The organism is Kytococcus sedentarius DSM 20547, assembly GCF_000023925.1.
Classification (GTDB): domain Bacteria; phylum Actinomycetota; class Actinomycetes; order Actinomycetales; family Dermatophilaceae; genus Kytococcus; species Kytococcus sedentarius.
The window spans coordinates 651,972-668,351 of the sequence record NC_013169.1; the positions used below are offsets into that span (position 1 = coordinate 651,972).

At 69.1% G+C, this 16,380-nt stretch carries 15 protein-coding genes; 13 read left to right on the forward strand and 2 right to left on the reverse strand.

The window, feature by feature from the left end; all coding sequences use genetic code 11:
• The first annotated feature begins 24 nt into the window (after positions 1–24).
• The 7 genes from KSED_RS03175 to KSED_RS03205 all read left to right on the forward strand — a co-directional run bounded on the left by KSED_RS03175 (position 25) and on the right by KSED_RS03205 (position 7,646).
• The gene (locus KSED_RS03175; RefSeq protein WP_012802137.1) at positions 25–936 is read left to right on the forward strand and encodes a hypothetical protein; all 912 of its coding nucleotides are present in this window, start codon (positions 25–27) and stop codon (positions 934–936) included.
• On the forward strand, positions 933–1,943 hold the full coding sequence (locus KSED_RS03180; protein ID WP_012802138.1) for a ParB N-terminal domain-containing protein: 1,011 nt from the start codon (positions 933–935) through the stop codon (positions 1,941–1,943). The genes KSED_RS03175 and KSED_RS03180 overlap by 4 nt, the downstream gene beginning before the upstream one ends.
• 40 nt (positions 1,944–1,983) lie before the next feature.
• Positions 1,984–2,676 carry a hypothetical protein gene (locus KSED_RS03185; RefSeq protein WP_041290839.1) on the forward strand — a complete coding sequence of 231 codons (693 nt, stop codon included), beginning with the start codon at positions 1,984–1,986 and terminating at the stop codon, positions 2,674–2,676.
• Between the two features lie 14 nt (positions 2,677–2,690).
• Entirely contained in the window at positions 2,691–4,334 is a 1,644-nt protein-coding gene (locus tag KSED_RS03190) for a M23 family metallopeptidase (protein WP_012802140.1), read from the forward strand.
• A gap of 172 nt (positions 4,335–4,506) precedes the next feature.
• Positions 4,507–5,628: a tyrosine-type recombinase/integrase gene (locus tag KSED_RS03195; protein WP_012802141.1), complete on the forward strand. Its 1,122-nt coding sequence runs from the start codon at positions 4,507–4,509 to the stop codon at positions 5,626–5,628.
• A 5-nt stretch (positions 5,629–5,633) separates the two neighbouring features.
• Entirely contained in the window at positions 5,634–5,972 is a 339-nt protein-coding gene (locus tag KSED_RS03200) for a helix-turn-helix domain-containing protein (protein WP_012802142.1), read from the forward strand.
• Positions 5,973–5,981: 9 nt separating this feature from the next.
• The gene (locus tag KSED_RS03205; protein ID WP_012802143.1) at positions 5,982–7,646 is read left to right on the forward strand and encodes a hypothetical protein; all 1,665 of its coding nucleotides are present in this window, start codon (positions 5,982–5,984) and stop codon (positions 7,644–7,646) included.
• Positions 7,647–7,716: 70 nt separating this feature from the next.
• Here KSED_RS03205 and KSED_RS03210 read toward each other — a convergent pair whose 3' ends face one another.
• Together KSED_RS03210 and KSED_RS03215 are read right to left on the reverse strand one after the other, a co-directional pair.
• The gene (locus KSED_RS03210) at positions 7,717–8,211 is read right to left on the reverse strand and encodes a hypothetical protein (RefSeq protein ID WP_012802144.1); all 495 of its coding nucleotides are present in this window, start codon (positions 8,209–8,211) and stop codon (positions 7,717–7,719) included.
• 138 nt (positions 8,212–8,349) lie between these two features.
• Positions 8,350–8,904 carry a TetR/AcrR family transcriptional regulator gene (locus tag KSED_RS03215; protein ID WP_169307771.1) on the reverse strand — a complete coding sequence of 185 codons (555 nt, stop codon included), beginning with the start codon at positions 8,902–8,904 and terminating at the stop codon, positions 8,350–8,352.
• 106 nt (positions 8,905–9,010) lie between these two features.
• Here KSED_RS03215 and KSED_RS03220 point away from each other — a divergent pair, with 106 nt between their 5' ends.
• The 6 genes from KSED_RS03220 to KSED_RS03250 all read left to right on the forward strand — a co-directional run bounded on the left by KSED_RS03220 (position 9,011) and on the right by KSED_RS03250 (position 16,336).
• A complete protein-coding gene (locus tag KSED_RS03220; protein WP_049758307.1) occupies positions 9,011–9,985 on the forward strand; it encodes an ABC transporter ATP-binding protein in 975 nt (324 codons plus the stop codon).
• A complete protein-coding gene (locus KSED_RS03225; RefSeq protein WP_041290841.1) occupies positions 9,982–11,631 on the forward strand; it encodes an ABC transporter permease in 1,650 nt (549 codons plus the stop codon). The genes KSED_RS03220 and KSED_RS03225 overlap by 4 nt, the downstream gene beginning before the upstream one ends.
• Before the next feature lie 1,006 nt (positions 11,632–12,637).
• A complete protein-coding gene (locus tag KSED_RS03235; protein ID WP_012802149.1) occupies positions 12,638–12,904 on the forward strand; it encodes a DUF6112 family protein in 267 nt (88 codons plus the stop codon).
• 122 nt (positions 12,905–13,026) lie between these two features.
• A complete protein-coding gene (locus KSED_RS03240; RefSeq protein WP_012802150.1) occupies positions 13,027–13,338 on the forward strand; it encodes a DUF6112 family protein in 312 nt (103 codons plus the stop codon).
• A 39-nt stretch (positions 13,339–13,377) separates the two neighbouring features.
• On the forward strand, positions 13,378–14,865 hold the full coding sequence (locus KSED_RS03245; RefSeq protein ID WP_012802151.1) for a hypothetical protein: 1,488 nt from the start codon (positions 13,378–13,380) through the stop codon (positions 14,863–14,865).
• Positions 14,866–14,872: 7 nt separating this feature from the next.
• Positions 14,873–16,336, forward strand: coding sequence for an SCO6880 family protein (locus KSED_RS03250; RefSeq protein ID WP_012802152.1), 1,464 nt, complete (start codon positions 14,873–14,875; stop codon positions 16,334–16,336).
• The last annotated feature ends 44 nt before the right edge of the window (positions 16,337–16,380 follow it).

The window sequence follows — 16,380 nt, forward strand, 5'->3', positions numbered from 1 at the left end:
TGCTTGTCAGGAGGTGCCCTGCCCATGACCGCACACACCCGCCCCGTTCACGACAGATCGCCTATCGGCATCGAGGATTTCACCACCGGTGAGGGCCTGCGCGCCCTGCTGCACCGGCTCCACCACGGCGGACGGCGCGCCTGGCAGCACGATGCGCACGCGGCGGAGCTGATGGCCTTCACCGCGGAGAAGTACGCGCCGCTGGCGCGCAAGCATGGGCTGGACCCTTGGGAGGCCGCCTCGGCGGCGTTCGACGTGATGCGCACCCGGGCAGCCCGCGAGGCGCACGATCCGTGGGCGGTGGTCACGCACGCGGTGCGGATCACCTGCATCTTCGAAGAACGCGCCCAAGGACTGCTCTGTTCGGTCCACCAAGCCCGCCGCCCTCACATCTCCGCGTTCCACGACCCGGAACGGTTCTCCGACCGTGAGACCCCACTGACCGACTACCACCCCGCCTTCCACATCCCCGCCGCCGACGCACCGGACGCAGCCACGGAGTCGCCGGCATCGGCGCGGGCCAGCACCACGGCGGGCTCGGCGGTCGAGGACGCGGTCGCGCTGTTCACGCTGCTGGACTGGCCTGCTGACACGGCGCGGGCTGCGGTCGAGCACGTGTGCGGAGCGCTCACCCGGGCCGGCACCCGACAAGCCGCCTACGAGGCGCTGCGACGCGACAAGCATGCCCGCGCCCTGCTCGATATCCCCAGCCACTCCTGGACGGCGCTGTTGAAGGCCCTGCTGGGCCACCCTCACCCGGCCTACACCGCCACCGGACTCGGCCGGGGGGTGCTGCTGCGCCTGCTGATCGGCGAGACCCTGCCGGTGCTGCTGCGCGACGACGACCTCGTCCTCTCGGTCTCGCTCGGCGCACCGCACCGCCGCCGTCGGAATCACGACGATGCCGACGAGCCCCGTGGGAGCGGGTCACGATGAGCGCGCCGGCGGGGTTCATCGAGCTGGAGCGGACGGTCGCCTCGATCCACGTCGGACGCCGGCACCGCACCGAGCTGGGCGACATCGACGCACTCGCCGCCTCCATCGACCGCGACGGCCTGCTCCAACCCATCACCATCACCCCCGACGGCGTCCTGGTCTGCGGGGCCCGCCGGCTGGCCGCGATAACACAGCTCGGCTGGAAGACCGTCAACGTCTGGGTCCGCTCGGGCATCTCCGACCGACTCGGCCACCTCCTGGCCGAGCAGGACGACAACGTCCTGCACAAGCCGCTGACCCAGCTCGAAGCCGCCGCCCTGTACCGGGAGCTGAAACAGGTCATGGCCGAGGACGCCGCCCGCCGGCAGGCCGCGACCCGGTTCAGCGCGCAGCAGCAGCCCGGAGAGGACGGTGCGGGAAAATTTCCCACACCGTCCGACCAGGGGCGGGCCAGCGAACAGGCCGCCCGGATGATCCCCGGCGCCTCGTCCTACAAGACCATGGACAAGATCAGCGACCTCCAGCACATCGCCGCCGACCCCGCCCAACCCGACGAACTCCGACAGCAGGCCACGGCGGCGCTGGAACGCATCGACGCCGGCAACCCCGTCCAGCCCCTCTACCGGCAGATCCGGGAACAGGTCGACACCGCCCGCGGTGACCGCGACGCGGACCTGCACCAGCTTGCCACCGATGCCCTGGCCCGCATCAAGACCACGACACCGAAGAGACGCCCAGCGCGGCCCACCCCGGCAGCGGGTCAGGGAGAGGGTGGGCCGGTGCGGTATCCGGTGCGGGCGTTCGTGCTCACCTGGAGCGAGCTGGCCGACTGGTGGACCCACTACGACCTCGACCAGCTCGCCGCCGAGCTGACCGGCGAGCAGATCGAATCCTTTCTCGCCACCGTCGACGGCACCAGCCGATTCGCCGAGGAGCTGCGCGCCACCCGCGACCGTCACCGCGGCGATCACCCGATGCCGGGCCGCGGACACCTGCGCGCCCTATAGCCACCTCGTTGGCTCGGGTGCGGTGGTGCACCTACGGGGCATGAAGACTCCTGACCTTTCCGATGCCCGCTCCCGCCACCGAATGATCGCGGTGCTCGCCGCCCTCGTGGCGGTCCTCGTGCTCGCCGGGATCGGCGTCTACGGCCTGATCACCGGACCACCCACCAGCACCGAACCCAGCAGCGACGACAGCAACGGACCGGGACCAGTTGTCACCGTGCCCGATCCTGTACCCACCCAGACACCCCGTCTGCCCGTGGTGCGGCCCTCGGCGGACCCCGAGACGTTCGCCGGCAACGTCGCCACGGCGCTGTTCAGCTGGGATACCGCCAGCGGGTTCATGCCCCTGGACTACACCGCCGTCGTGTTAGAGGTGGGTGATCCCTCGGGCGCGGAGCAGGCCGGTCTGGCCGCTGACATCGCCACCTACCTTCCGTCTCGGGAGGCGTGGGTCGAGCTGCGTCAGTACGCCACCACCCAGCACCTCACCGTCGACACCATCTACGTCCCTGACACCTGGGATGACGCCGTGGCGCAGGCCCAGCCGGGGCAGCTCGCTGAGGGCACGATTGCGTACACGATCGAGGGCGCCCGCCACCGCGACGGGGTCTGGAACGAGCAGGCCGTCACCTCCGAGCACCCGGTGGCGTTCACCGTGTTCCTCGTCTGTGGGCCGACCTACGACACCTGCCATCTGCTGCGGCTGTCTCAGCTCGACAACCCCCTGCGCTGAACGGGGGCGCTGTCGTGTTGAAGAAGCTCACCGTCGCCGCCCTCGCTCTGGTGCTGCTCGGCCCCTCGCTCGGGCTGATCGGCGTCGGTCTGGTGATGAACCCGGCCGCGTCGGCCACCTGCACCGTCACCGGCACGAACGTCACCGTCGGGGACGTCCCCGACTCGTTGACTGTGACCACCGCGGGCGGTGAGATCTTCACGCTGAACCGCGCTCAGCTGACGCATGCGGCGACGATCATCGAGACCGGCTCCGGCATCGACGGGGTGACCCGGGACGGGCTGGTGATCGCGCTGATGGCCGCGCTCACCGAGTCCACCCTGCGGATGCTGTCGAACACGTCGGCGTATCCGGAGTCCGGGGACTACCCCAACGACGGGGACGGCTCCGACCACGACTCGCTCGGCCTGTTCCAGATGCGTCCGCAATCGGGGTGGGGCACCGTCGCCGACCTCATGGACCCCGTCTACCAGGCGCGGGCGTTCTTCGGCGGACCTGACGGACCGAACCACCCCTCACCGCGCGGGTTGCTGGACATCCCCGGCTGGGAACAGATGGACAAGGGCGAGGCCGCCCAAGCCGTCGAAGTCTCCGCCTACCCCGACCGTTACCGCAACTACGAGCCCGTCGCCGAAACCATCCTGACCACCCTCACCACCACTGGCGCGAGCCCGGCAGCCGGCGCCACCGCGGTGCCAGCAGTGCAGACGGTATCGGCGGAGTCCTCCCGCGTGGTGTTCCCGGTGCCGGAGAGCGCCTGGGTGCTCACCAGCGACTACGGGCCGAGGGTGCACCCGATCTCCGGGGAGAACTCGTTTCATACCGGCACCGACTTCGCCGCCCCGGACGGCACGCCGATCCTCGCCGCCGCCGACGGCACCGTCACCGTCGCCGAGTTCTCCGGCGGGTACGGGGGTCTGATCGTCGTCGAGCACCAGATCGCCGGGCAGACGGTGGCGACCGCGTATGCGCACATGTGGGAGCACGGCATCCACGTCACCGCCGGCGACCAGGTCGCCGCCGGGCAGCACATCGGTGACATCGGCTCGTCTGGCAACAGCACCGGCCCGCACCTGCACTTCGAGGTCCGCACCGGCGGCACCGACGGTGAGCACGCCGACCCCGCCGCCTGGCTCAACAGCCACCACGCTGCTGACCTGCCCGAACCCGAGACCGGCGCCCCCGCCGGCTGTGACCCCGGCACCGCGCCACCCGGCGGTGAGCCGGATCCGGTCGATGGGGACCCGGACGCGCTGGTGGACGACCCCACCTCCGGTGGGCAGATCACGGCGCGGATGCAGCACGTCTATACCCAGGGCATCGAGGCGTTTCCCGACACGAGCTGGGCGTGCTACTCACCCCGGCCCGGCACCCGCTCCGAGCACCCGCTCGGCAGGGCGTGTGACCTCACGTTCGGCAACGCCATCGGCCAGCACCCCACCCCGGCCCAGCTCGAAGCCGGGTGGGCCGTGACGAACTGGATGAAGGACCACGCCGAGGTCCTCGGGGTGGAATACCTGATCTGGCAGGGCCGCATCTGGTCCGCCGCCCGCGACGCCGAGGGGTGGCGTGACTACAACGGCGGTGGCATGCACGACCCCGATGACGTCACCGGCGGCCACTACGACCACCTCCACATCACCGTCCGGGCCAACTAGCAATTATTACATTAGATGTAATCGCTGACGGCCCGGTTTATGCGGATTCCCTGGTCAGGCAAGAGTATCAGCGGACCGCGCCAAGGGCTCCGGAAGCGGCATGCGACCAGGGGAAACACGTCGCGGCTTACATTAAATGTACTTTTCTTACATTAGATGTAAGACTGTCGGGGTGGACTTCGAGGACGGGAACCGGCCTGGATCGGTGGTGGCGCTGCGGCCGGGCAACGTGTCGTTGCTGCGCCCGGCGGAGCAGGTCTTCGACGACATGCTCACCGGGTGGTCCGCGCAGCAGTCCTCACGGATGCTGAACCCGAAGACGATCCAGGCACGGCTGGCTCAAGTGCGCCGGTTCACCGGGTTCTGCGGGAACCTGCCGTGGGAGTGGGCCCCGGCCGATGTCGAGGAGTGGACCACCGAGCTGGTCTCCGGTGACAAGCCGTGCTCCCACGGCACAATCCGCAGCTATCAGAACGCAGTCGCGCTGTTCTGCGACTTCCTCACCGACCGCCGCTACGGGTGGATCGAGCGGTGCGAGGAGCTGTTCGGCACGCACCCGGTGCAGATCTGCCACGAATGGAACACCGCGATCCACACCGGCGATCACGAAACCCGCCCGGCGGTGCGACCGTTGTCGCGGAGCGAGGTGCAGACGTTCTTCGACTACGCCGACGATCGCGTCGACCAAGCCCGCACGCGGGGCAAGAAGGGCTGGAAGTCGGTGTTCCGCGACGCGACGCTGTTCAAGATGATCTACGCCTTCGGGCTGCGCCGTCGCGAGGTCGGGATGCTCGACCTGCACGACTTCACCCGCAACCCGACCGCGACCGAGTTCGGCCGGTTCGGGGTCTGCAACGTCCGCTGGGCCAAGGCCAGCCGCGGTTCCCAGCCCCGGCGGCGGGCGGTGCTAGCTGTGTTCGACTGGACCCGGCCGGTGATCGAGGAATACGTCACCGACGTGCTGCCACTGTTCGACGTCGCTGATGCCGCGATGCTCTGGCCGACCGAACGACAATCACGGATCACCGGCAGCTACATCGGGATGCGGTTCGCCGAGTACCGTGACGACCTCGGCTTCGACGCCGCGCTGCACCCGCACTGCCTGCGGCACTCCTATGTGACCCATCTGATCGAGGACGGCTTCGACCCGCTGTTCGTCCAGCAGCAGGTCGGCCACCGTTGGGGCTCGACCACCGCCCTCTACACCGGCGTATCCGGTGACTACCGCAACCGCACCCTACGCCGCGCCCTGGATGCGGCGTTCACCCCACCGACCGCGATCGAGGAAGGCTGATCCTGATGACGAAGACCGTCGCCTACCACTGGCACCTGCGCAAGGTGATGAACGAGCACGGCATGAACGCCACCACCGACCTGGTGCCGCTGCTGGCCGAGCGGGGCGTGGTGATGACCTCCACGCAGGTCTACCGGATCGTCACAGGTGAGCCCGAGCGGTTGAACATGCGGCTGCTCGCCGCGCTCTGCGACATCTTCGATGTCACCCCAAACGACCTGATCGAGCCCTACGTCGCCACCAGCTCACGGCGCGGACGCAAGACCGGCACCACCGGCGCCACGCCGCCGAAGCCGAGCAAGAACCGTCCGACCCGTGCTGTGATCAAGCCTGCCGGGGACTGACCGGACCCGATGGCGAGCACGATCGTCAGCGGCACCTGTTTCCGCTGTGGTCGGGTGAGGAACCTGCGCTGGAACCACGCCCTGGACCGAGGCGAATGCCGGGCCTGCCGCGCCCGCCGCTCACCCAAGGAGACCTGCGCCGGCTGCCGCAGGCAGCGGCGGGTCAACGCCCGCACCCGCGATGGTGGCGCGCTCTGCGTGACGTGCTACGCCCGAACCCGCACCACCGACGACGCCTGCGACGAGTGCGGCAGCATCGGCCCGCTGGCCATACGAGCCGGCGGCAGGGGCTCCTCGTCACGGAGTCTCTGCGTCCGCTGCTACCGGAACCCGCGACGGCCCTGCGGCATCTGCGGACGACTCAAACGGGTCGCGCTGAAAGCCACCGCAACGACGCCGGATGTCTGCCCGACCTGCTACCAAGCGCCGGTGATCGACTGCTCCCTCTGCGGCCAGCAAGCCCTCGGCCGACGCACCACCAACCACGGCTGGCCACGCTGCTTCGCCTGCCAATCCGCCCAGCAGATCGACGCCGCACTCACCGGTCCGGACGGCACGATCCGCCCCGAGCTCAAACCCGTCCGCGACGCCTTGACCGAGTTCCGCCAACCCCGATCGCTGCTGAACAACTGGCACGACCTACCGAGCCTGCACCTGCTGACCGACATCGCCCGAGGCCGACTCGACCTGTCGCACGATGCCCTCGACGCCCGGCCGCAGGTGTTCTCGGTGACCTACCTGCGGGCCATGCTCGTCGCCGCCGGAGCGCTCCCGCCACGCGACGAGAACGCCGCCCGGCTGCACCGCCACGCTGCCGAAGCCGTTACCGACATCACCGATCCCGAACTGCGCGGGGTGCTCACCCGCTACGCCCGTTGGCACGTCGTCGGCCGCGCCAAGACCGACCGCCACGGCCACCTCACCGCCCACGTCGCGGCGCGCTGCCGAAGCGACATCCAGGCCGCCCATGCCTTCCTCGACCACCTCACCGCTCTTGGCCATGACCTCGACGACTGCCCGCAAACGTGCGTCGACGCCTGGCTCAGCACCAACCGCAGCGCACGCCTGACCTTCATCCGCTGGCTCAAACGAGGCGGCTACCTTCCCCAAACGCGGCTACCCGATCCCGTCGCGCAGAAGGACCCCAGTCACGACATCGACCCCGAGGATCAGCTCGCCCGCGTCCGCCAATTCCTACACGACCCCGACAGCGCCAGCGTCGAGGACCGAGCCGCAGCCTGCCTGATCCTGCTCTACGCCCAGCCCGTCGCGAAGATCGCCGCCCTCACCACTAATGACGTCGGAGTCCGTGGCGGCGACACCTACCTCGCCCTCGGCTCCGAGCCGATGCTGCTCATCCCGCCCCTGGACGCCCTGGTCACGGCGCTGCCGGTCGCCAAGCCGTTCGGCACCGCGAGCACCCTGGCCGACACCCGGTGGCTGTTCACCGGCAAGAACGCCGGCACCCACCTGCACCCAGCCTCGCTCATGGCGCGCATGAACCGGCTCGGGATCATCACCCGCGCCAGCCGGAACACGGCGCTGCTACACCTGGTATCCACGACCCCGCCCGCCGTGTTCGCCTCCCTCATCGGCATCCACGTCAACACCGCCACCCGCTGGGCCGAACTCACCGGCTCGGCCTGGAACAACTACGCCGGCGCGCGCCGCTGACGCTGACCGATCCAGCAGCTTGGCGCGCTTCGGGAGGGCCGCCAGCCCGAACGATCAAGCGGAGGGAGGCTTACAGGTCTCGAATGTCCTCGACACCTTCATCGCTAATCTTGAAGATCGTTACCTCGGGATTCGTGTCAACGAGATACCTGTTCAGCAGGTCGCTGACTCGATCGATGGTCTGCGTTGCGTCGTCGATGGAGTCGTAGAGCTTCCGATACAGCTCGGGGCTGTCCCAGCCAGGGATGCCCTTCCATCCGCCGTGGTCGAACAGCAACCGGTGGACCAGATAGTTCCGCGCCTCGACAAGGTTGCGGTACTCGGCTTGGAGGTGGTCTGGAAGCTGAGGCTCCACGGCCTTTGCTTTCGCCCCCAGCGTGCTCCGCTCACGAGGGGGCTTGCCCAGCAGCACCTGGTGGATCGTCTCTGCGGCGGCTTCGGCGACCTGGCAACGGGCGATCGCTCTGCCGAGCAGCAGGTACAGCAACTGCTGAGCGTCCTCCGGATTACCGGGAACGGGCACCTCCTGCGCCAACAGACCACCTCTCTGATCATCGTCGCGCATGGCAACAGATGCTTGCGATCCCGGCTCGCCCGACGACCTCAGCCTACCGTCGCCGGCCCCGGCGGGTTCTGCCGCGCACCTCATGGCATGGACATTTCGAACGCTACGAATAATTGCTGACGCCGGTTAACTGGTAGTTCAGCCGTGTGAATCTTCTTGTGGGTGGATCGCACCGAGGGCCTTACGCAGGGCGGGCCCCAGTGGCTCGTGGGCGCCCGCGAGGTACCACTGTTCGACAGCGGTGTAGAGAGCCCAAACCAGGGAGGCGGCGATGACGTGGCACTCGGTGGGCGTGCGCTGGGGTGCGGTGCGCCGGGCGGTCAACGCCTCGGCGAGGGCTTGGCGGGTCTGGTCGATGGTCATGAGCCACGCCGCCCGGACGGACGGGACCTCGAAGTAGTAGCGGGTTCGGCGGGCGGTGAGCTCGGCGTCTCGGACGAAGTGCGCCTCACTGATGTCGTCAAGGGCCAGGGCGGTCGCTTCGTAGATGTCGTGGTCGCGGAGGTGTCGAGCGAGGGAAGACATGAGCGTGTCGTCGTGCTCGTCGCGGATGACCAGGGCCTCCTTCGTGCCGAAGTACCGGTAGATCGAGCTTGGGGAAACGTGGGCTGCCGCGGCTACCTGCTCGACCGTAACGTGGTCGAACCCGTGTGTGTCGAACAGGTCGACGGCGGCCACCTGGATGCGGTGCATGGCGGCTGCGCGCTTACGCTCGCGTAGCCCCGACGCTGTCCGGCTCATTGACCCTCCCTCCATTTGGATCTGGTAGTGACTGTCACCTTACTGCTACCGTGGACACATGAGACAGTCACTGTCAGTTTTGGCCGCCGGCGTTGCGCCCGCGTCGACCGACGCCGTGGTGGAGGCCACCGGACTGGTCAAGCGGTTCGGTGCGGCACGCGCGTTGGACGGTTTGGATCTCACAGTTGCTCGGGGGGAGGTCCATGGCTTCCTCGGCCCGAACGGGGCGGGAAAGTCGACAGCGATCCGCGGGTTGCTCGGCCAGTTGCGTCTGGACGCGGGGTCAGCCCGGGTCTTCGGGCTGGATCCGTGGCGGCAGGCCGTGGAGATCCATGGCCTGCTGGCGTACGTGCCCGGGGATGTGGCGTTGTGGCCGTCACTGACGGGCGGGGAGTGCATCGACCTGCTGCTGTCCTTGCAGGGCAGCGGTTCGCGCCGTCGCCGCGCCGAGCTGCTCGATCGGTTTCAGCTGGACCCGACCAAGCGGGTCCGGACCTACTCCAAAGGCAACCGCCAGAAGGTTGCGCTGATCGCAGCGCTGGCTACCGACGCCGAATTGTTGGTCTTGGACGAACCGACCTCGGGGCTGGACCCAGTGATGGAGGCGGAGTTCCAGCGCAGCATCCTGGAGGCACGGGATGCAGGGCGCACGGTGTTGCTGTCCAGTCACATCCTGGGTGAGGTCGAGGCTCTGTGTGATCGGGTGACGATCATTCGCCAGGGCCGCACGGTGCGCACTGGCACGCTGGACGCGTTGCGGGGGGACACCTTGACGTCGATCGAAGCCGTGACGGCGCAGCCCGTGGTTGGACTGGGCAGGCTGGAGGGTGTGTCCGCGCTGGTAGAGCGACCGGTGCCGGGGGCTGTTCGCACGACGTTCCGCGCCGCTCAGGACGAGCTGGCGCGTGCGGTCGGGCTCGTGGTAGCAGCCCAGCCGACCTCGCTGGTGGTCGCGCCCCCGAGCCTGGACGAACTGTTCTTGGGTCATTACCAGCAGGATTTGCCGGCCGGGCCCGCGGTGATCGAGGGATGAGGTCGACCGCCGCTCACGCGCTGGGCACCCAGGCGGCACCTGGCCGATCTGCGCCTGCCCGGGCCCGGCGGTGGGCCGGGGTCTGGCTGCTGGTCCGCCTGGCCGCCCGGACGGGGTGGAAGGGACTGCTGGGATGGCCAGCGGCGATCGCTGTCTTGGTGACGGCGGTCACCGCGTCGGTCGCCGACCTGTACGACGATCCCGCTGCGCGGGAGCTGTACGCCCAGACGCTGGGCGCGTCCCCGATGACGTGGGCGCTGAACGGCCCCGCCTACGACCTGCACACCGTCGGTGGAATCGCCGTCTACGAGGTCGGGTTCTTCGGGCTCCTGGTACTGCCGGCCATCGGGATCCACCTGGCCGTCAGTCGCACACGCCGCCCGGAGGAGTCCGGCGTCGTCGAACTCGTCACCGCCACGCGCGTCGGCAGGCTCGCCCCGCTCGGCGCCGCCCTGATGGTCGTCACCGGGTCGGTGGCACTCAGCGGCGTGCTCAGCGGCGTCGGACTGGTCGTCGTGGGGCTGCCGCCCGGTAGTTCCGCGCGGTACGCAATCGGCATCGCCCTATTAGTGCTGGTCCACAGCGGAGTGGGGTTCGTGGCCGCGCAGATCTGCCGCGGCGCCCGGGCGAGCTACATGCTCGCCCTGTCCGCACAACTGGCCATGTACCTGGTGCGGGCGGTCGTGGACGGGTTGGAGCTCTCAACCACCTGGGCCACACCCATGGGCTGGTTCGCCCAGATCCGCCCGTTCGGGGAGCAGCGCGTGTGGCCAATCCTGGCCCTGGCCGCACTATCCGCCGTGTTCATGGCACTGGCCGTGTCGCTGCGGGAGCACCGCGACCTGGGCGCCGGACTGCTGCAGGAGCGCAACGGCGCCCCGGAGGCCTCCCGAGCACTCAGGTCACCGGCGGGTCTGCTGTGGCGCACCTCCCGGTCGTCCTTCGGTGGCTGGATGGCTGCATCGCTGGCCTGGGGAGTAGGACTGGGACTGCTCGCCCGCGACATGCAAGCCCTGGTCGACACCAACCCCGCCCTGGCAACGTTCCTCGGCGCCTCGGAGGCCCCCGAGAAAGCGATGACCGCAGTCGGGGCAACCATCCTGGCGCTGGCAGCGGCAGCCATGGCGCTGCAGGGCGTGGGCCAGCTCGTCGGCGAAGAGCAGTCCGGCCGTCTCGCCGCGCTGCTGGCCACCCGCACCAGTCGCCTGAACTGGTGGGCCTCCGCAGCCAGCGTGATCGCCCTGGAGGTGCTCGCCGTGCTCGTGATGGGAGGACTAGCGCTCGGCGGAGGTACGGCCATGGCCATCGGGGACCCAGGGGCGGTCACCTCCGGCATCGTTGCGTGTGTGGCCTACATCCCAGCCGTGCTGGTCCTGGGTGCCGCCGGCGGACTCCTCTTCACGGTGCAACCCGCGGCTGCGCATCTGGGGTGGGTGCTGCTGGCTTGGTCAGCGATCGTCGCACTGCTCGGCGACACGCTGCAGCTGCCCTCGTCCGTCCGGCAATTGTCACCACTCGAGCACGTCGGGCGCGTTCCCGTCCAGGACCCCCAACTCGCGGCAAGCGCCGCCCTCAGCGCGCTGGCCGTGCTACTGGTCCTGGCCGGGGGCCTGGCTCTGACCAGACGCGACCTGCGCCACAACTGATATGCCACCGGTTGACGGCGATCGCCAACCGCCGATCATCATCACCACAGGTCGATCATTCGGGAAGGCGTTGTGCTCAGCGTCGATGGACGATGTCACCCCAGGGGTAGCCCTATTCCGCTCGCAGGGCGGACCGGCCCGGTTGGCGAACATCGGACGGATCACGGCCGCCGAATCCCGAGCGGCTGAGCTGACTCATGACCTCAGCTAGACCTCGTCCAGTCGACGGTGGTCGCCCACGGCGTCTGCCTGAAGGACTGCTGGCCGGTCACGCTCCCCATGCAGGGCCACGAGCTCCCTATGCCCTCGCCCGACCAGAGCTGCACGGGAGGTCGTCTCGGACCCGTTGAACTCTTGGTGGTGGTCCCCCGCCCGGGTCCTGCTTCGCAGTAGCAGTTGGGCGTCGACCAGGCACCACTTCAGGAAGGAAACCATCATGAGTAGGAGATACCAGAGGACCAATGTTGCCGAGCAGCCAAAGTTACCGCCGGAACGCCTGTCGGTCGTGATGAACGAGATCACCGCAGCTTGAGCAAGGGTCTGCTTGCGCTCGCCTACGGGTGATGTTCCGCGAGGACGTCAGACCACCGTGCGAGACGAAGCGCCAGCACGACCCGGATCGGACAAGCTACCGTCACGGCATCAAGGCCCGATCGGTGACCTCCTCAGCGGTCGGTTAGCGACGAACAACACGCTACCGGGTTGCCCACGTGTCGCTACCCGGTCGGGCTGGAACGGGTCGGCGCTGCAGTCGAGGCGAACGCAGCGAGCACCAGCCGCTCGGCTGTCTCGCGCCGGTTCGTCCAGCACACAGAAGCCCCCTTGATTGACCTACTCGCCACCGACCTGTTCGGACGTCCGCTTCGCGCCATACTCCGTCGGACCGGCTCAACGTCACGAGCCACCGGCGACTCGCCCGGCGCGCTCCGGCGCGTCCGGTGCACCTGACAGACATGGATTTCGAGCACTTCGAATACTTGCCTCCGCCGGTTGGGAGCTGAGCGGCATGGACGTCTTCCCCGACTTCGACGGGATCGGCGGGATCGGCGACCTGCGCGCGGTCATCGGCGCGCTGCTGATGTTCGTGCTCATCACCGCCGTCCTGATGCTGATCGTCTCCGCGATCATCTGGGCGATTGCTGCCGCGAACGGCAACTACAGCGCAGCCGGCAGGGGACGCACCGGCGTCCTCGTCGCCCTCGGCACCGCGATCCTGGCCGGTGCCGGCGTGGCGTGGATGAACTGGCTCATCGACCTCGGCCAACAACTCTGACCCCTCCGCACGCGTGGAACTGCCGCGGCGACGGCCCTGGGGCGTGTGGCGCACCTGATCTGCGAACCCATCCGTGTTCCCCGCCCCGCAAGGGCGGGTTCCGCTCGTCAGGAGACCCCACCGTGTTCGATCTCATCACCGCTCTGCCGGCCCTGCTGCCGATGGATGTCGACATCACTCCCAACGATGACGGCCTGCCCGGCATCGCCCAACTGCGCACCATCGTCGGCGCGGTCATGACCATCGGCCTGATCCTGTCTGTCCTCGCGCTGATCATCTCCGCGATCGTGTGGGGATTCGGCGCCAACTCCTCCAACCCGCACCTCGCCGGCCGCGGCAAGATCGGCGTCCTCGTCAGCTGCGGGGCCGCGGTGATCTGCGGCGCCTCGGTGACGCTAATCAACTTCTTCTGGGACGTCGGCCAGCAGGTCTGACCCCACCCGCCGACTCAACCCCCTGAAGGAGTGATTGCGGTGGGTGTGTGCGATATCCCCGTCATCTCGGCCGTGTGCGACACCGCCGGCGAAGCCGCCGCCTCCCTGGTGGCGGCACCGTTCGACTGGCTCGCCCAAGCCATGGGCGCCGCCGCCGGCTGGCTGTTCGAGGCCGTGTGGTCCGTGTTCGACACCACCACCCTCGTCGACGTCACCCGGGATGAGTACGTGGCGGTCTACAACTTGCTGTTCGGTATCGCCGTGTTTGTGATGCTGATCTTCTTCTGCCTCCAGCTGCTCACCGGCCTGGTCCGCCGTGACCCGACCGCGCTGTCCCGGGCCGCGCTCGGGTTGGCGAAGTCCGTGCTCGGCTCGTTCGTGGTGATCACGCTGACAGCCCTGTTGCTGGAGATCGTCGACCAGCTCTGTGTCGGGATCATCCAGGCCGCCGGAGAGACCACCGAGTCCATGGGCGACAAGATCACCCTGCTGGCCGCGGGCCTGGTCGGGATCAACATCGCCGCGCCCGGGGTGGGGGCGATCATCACGATCTTCCTCGCCGGCCTGGCGATCGCGGCGGCGACGATCGTGTGGCTGTCGCTGCTCGTGCGCAAGGCACTGTTGCTGGTGGCGATCGTGTTCGCGCCCCTGGCGTTCTCCGGCGCTTCCTGGGACGCCAGCAGGGGGTGGATCGGCAAATGGGCGATGTTCGTCATCGCGCTGATCTGCTCCAAGCTCGTCCTGGTCGTGATGTTCCTCGTTGCCATCACCCAAGTCTCGGCACCGATCGATGCCGACCTGTCCTCGATCAGTGACCCGTTGGCGGGGATCGTGCTGATGGCGATGGCCGCGTTCGCCCCCTACCTGACCTACAAGTTCATCAGCTTCATCGGCTTCGACATGTACCACGCGATCGGCTCCGAACAAGACGCCAAGCAGGCCCTCAACCGGCCCGTCCCCACACCGACTACGCCGGCCGGCGACGGCCCGAAGAAGGTCCTCGGCGGCGGCAACAGCAGCGGCGGTGACGAGAGCGGCGGCGGCAGCGGTGGGAGCGCTGGGGGCGGTGGAAAGACGCCGCCCCAGGCCAAGACCTCTACACCGCAGGCATCCGGAAGCGGTGCGGGCGCTGCTGGCGGCACCAGTACCGCCGGTGGGACCGCCGGAGCCGGTGCTGGAGCCGGCGGTGGAACGGGCGCTGGCGCGGGAGCCGGTGCGGGTGCTGCGGCGGCGGGTCCGGCCGCGGCAGCGGTGATCGCAGGGAAGGTCGCCAAGGACGCGGCGACCGCCGGACCGAAGGCCGGCACGGCCCTCGGCAACCAGGCCGAGACCACCGCCGACAACGCCGGGCAGACCGCCGCGACACCCCCGCCGGCGGCGTCCCCGACGTCGTCCCCACCGGCCACGAAGGCTCCGCCTCCGACCGAGCCGAAGACCCCCACTGCGGGTCCCGGCCCGGCACAACCGGAGCCGCCGGCGCCGAAGCCGACCCCGCCGCCGGCACCGAAGCCGACCGGAAAGGACTGAAACGGCCATGACCTCAAAGCAGAAGGAGTCCGCCACGGAGCTGGTGCCGGTGAAGTTCTCCCGCCTCACCCGCCGCGGCATCCTCCTCGGACTGTCGCTGGCCCAGCTCATTACCCTGGCCACCGGCGTCCTCGCCGTCGTCGGCGCCCTGTATGCCGGCGGCGGCATCCTGCTGGCCTACACCGCCCCCGTCTGGGTACTCGCCGCCGCCCTGACCTGGATACCCGTGGCGGGGCGTCCGGCCGTGGAATGGCTGCCGGTGGCGTGCTGGTGGGCCTGGCGCAGCACCGCCGGCCAACTCCTGTACCGGCGCCGCATCGTGGCACCGCGGCCGGTCGGCACGCTCGCGCTGCCCGGAGACATGGCCCGCCTGCGCGAGTACACCGACCCCGACACCGGGGCCGGGATGATCCACGACCCCCACGCCGCGACGCTCACCGTGGTCTGCAAAGTGACGCATCCCGCGTTCGTGCTCCTGGACCCCGGCGAGCAGGAACGCCGCATCACCTCCTGGGGCCGCGTCCTGGCCACGGTGTGCCGCTCCGGGCGGATCGCCACCCTCCAGGTCCTGGAGCGGACGCTGCCGGACTCCGGCACCGGCCTGGCCGAATGGTGGGCCTCCCACGGCACCGCCGACGACACCTGGGCCGCGACCACGTACGCAGAACTCATCGAGCGGGCCGGGCCGGCCGGGGAACGCCACGCCACCACCTTGTCCCTGTCGCTGGATATGAAGACCGCCGCGCGGCAGATCAGGACCGCCGGTGGCGGCATCCGCGGGGCCGCCGCCGTCCTGCGCCAGGAGATGTCCACCCTGGTCGCAGCACTACGCTCCGCCGACCTGAAGCCGTCCGGCTGGCTAAGCCCGGGACAGATCGCGGTAATCCTGCGCAGCGCGTACGACCCGGCCATCGCCGCCACCCTGGAACGCCACGGCGAACTCGGCCAGCACCTGGCCACCGCCGGTCCCGTGGCCGTCAACGAGTCCTGGTCCCGGTTGCGCACCGACTCCGCCCACCACGCGGTGCTGTGGATCAGCGAGTGGCCGCGCTCGATGGTCTACCCCGGCTTCCTGTCGCCGGTGCTGCTATCCACCGGCATCCAACGCAGCTTCTCGCTGCTGTGCACCCCGATGCGTTCGGACCAGGCCGCCCGTGACATCCGCAAGAAGAAGGTCGAGCACATCTCCGACCAAGCCCAGCGGGCGAAGATCGGGCAGATCGAAGACGCCACCCAGACCGCCGAGTACCACGACGTGCTCCAGCAGGAAGCCGACCTGACCGCCGGCCACGGAGTGCTGCGGTTCACCGGCCTCATCAGCATCTCCGCACCCACCGTCGAGGAACTGGACGCCGGCGTGGCCGCGATCGAGCAGGCCGCGATCCAAGCCTCCTGCGAAACCCGACTGCTCGTGGGACAGCAGGCCGCCGCCTTCACCGCAGCCGCACTGCCGCTCTGCCGCCGCATCTGACACCCACCACACCCCGCCCGTTGCGCTGTGGGGGCGCGCGTGCA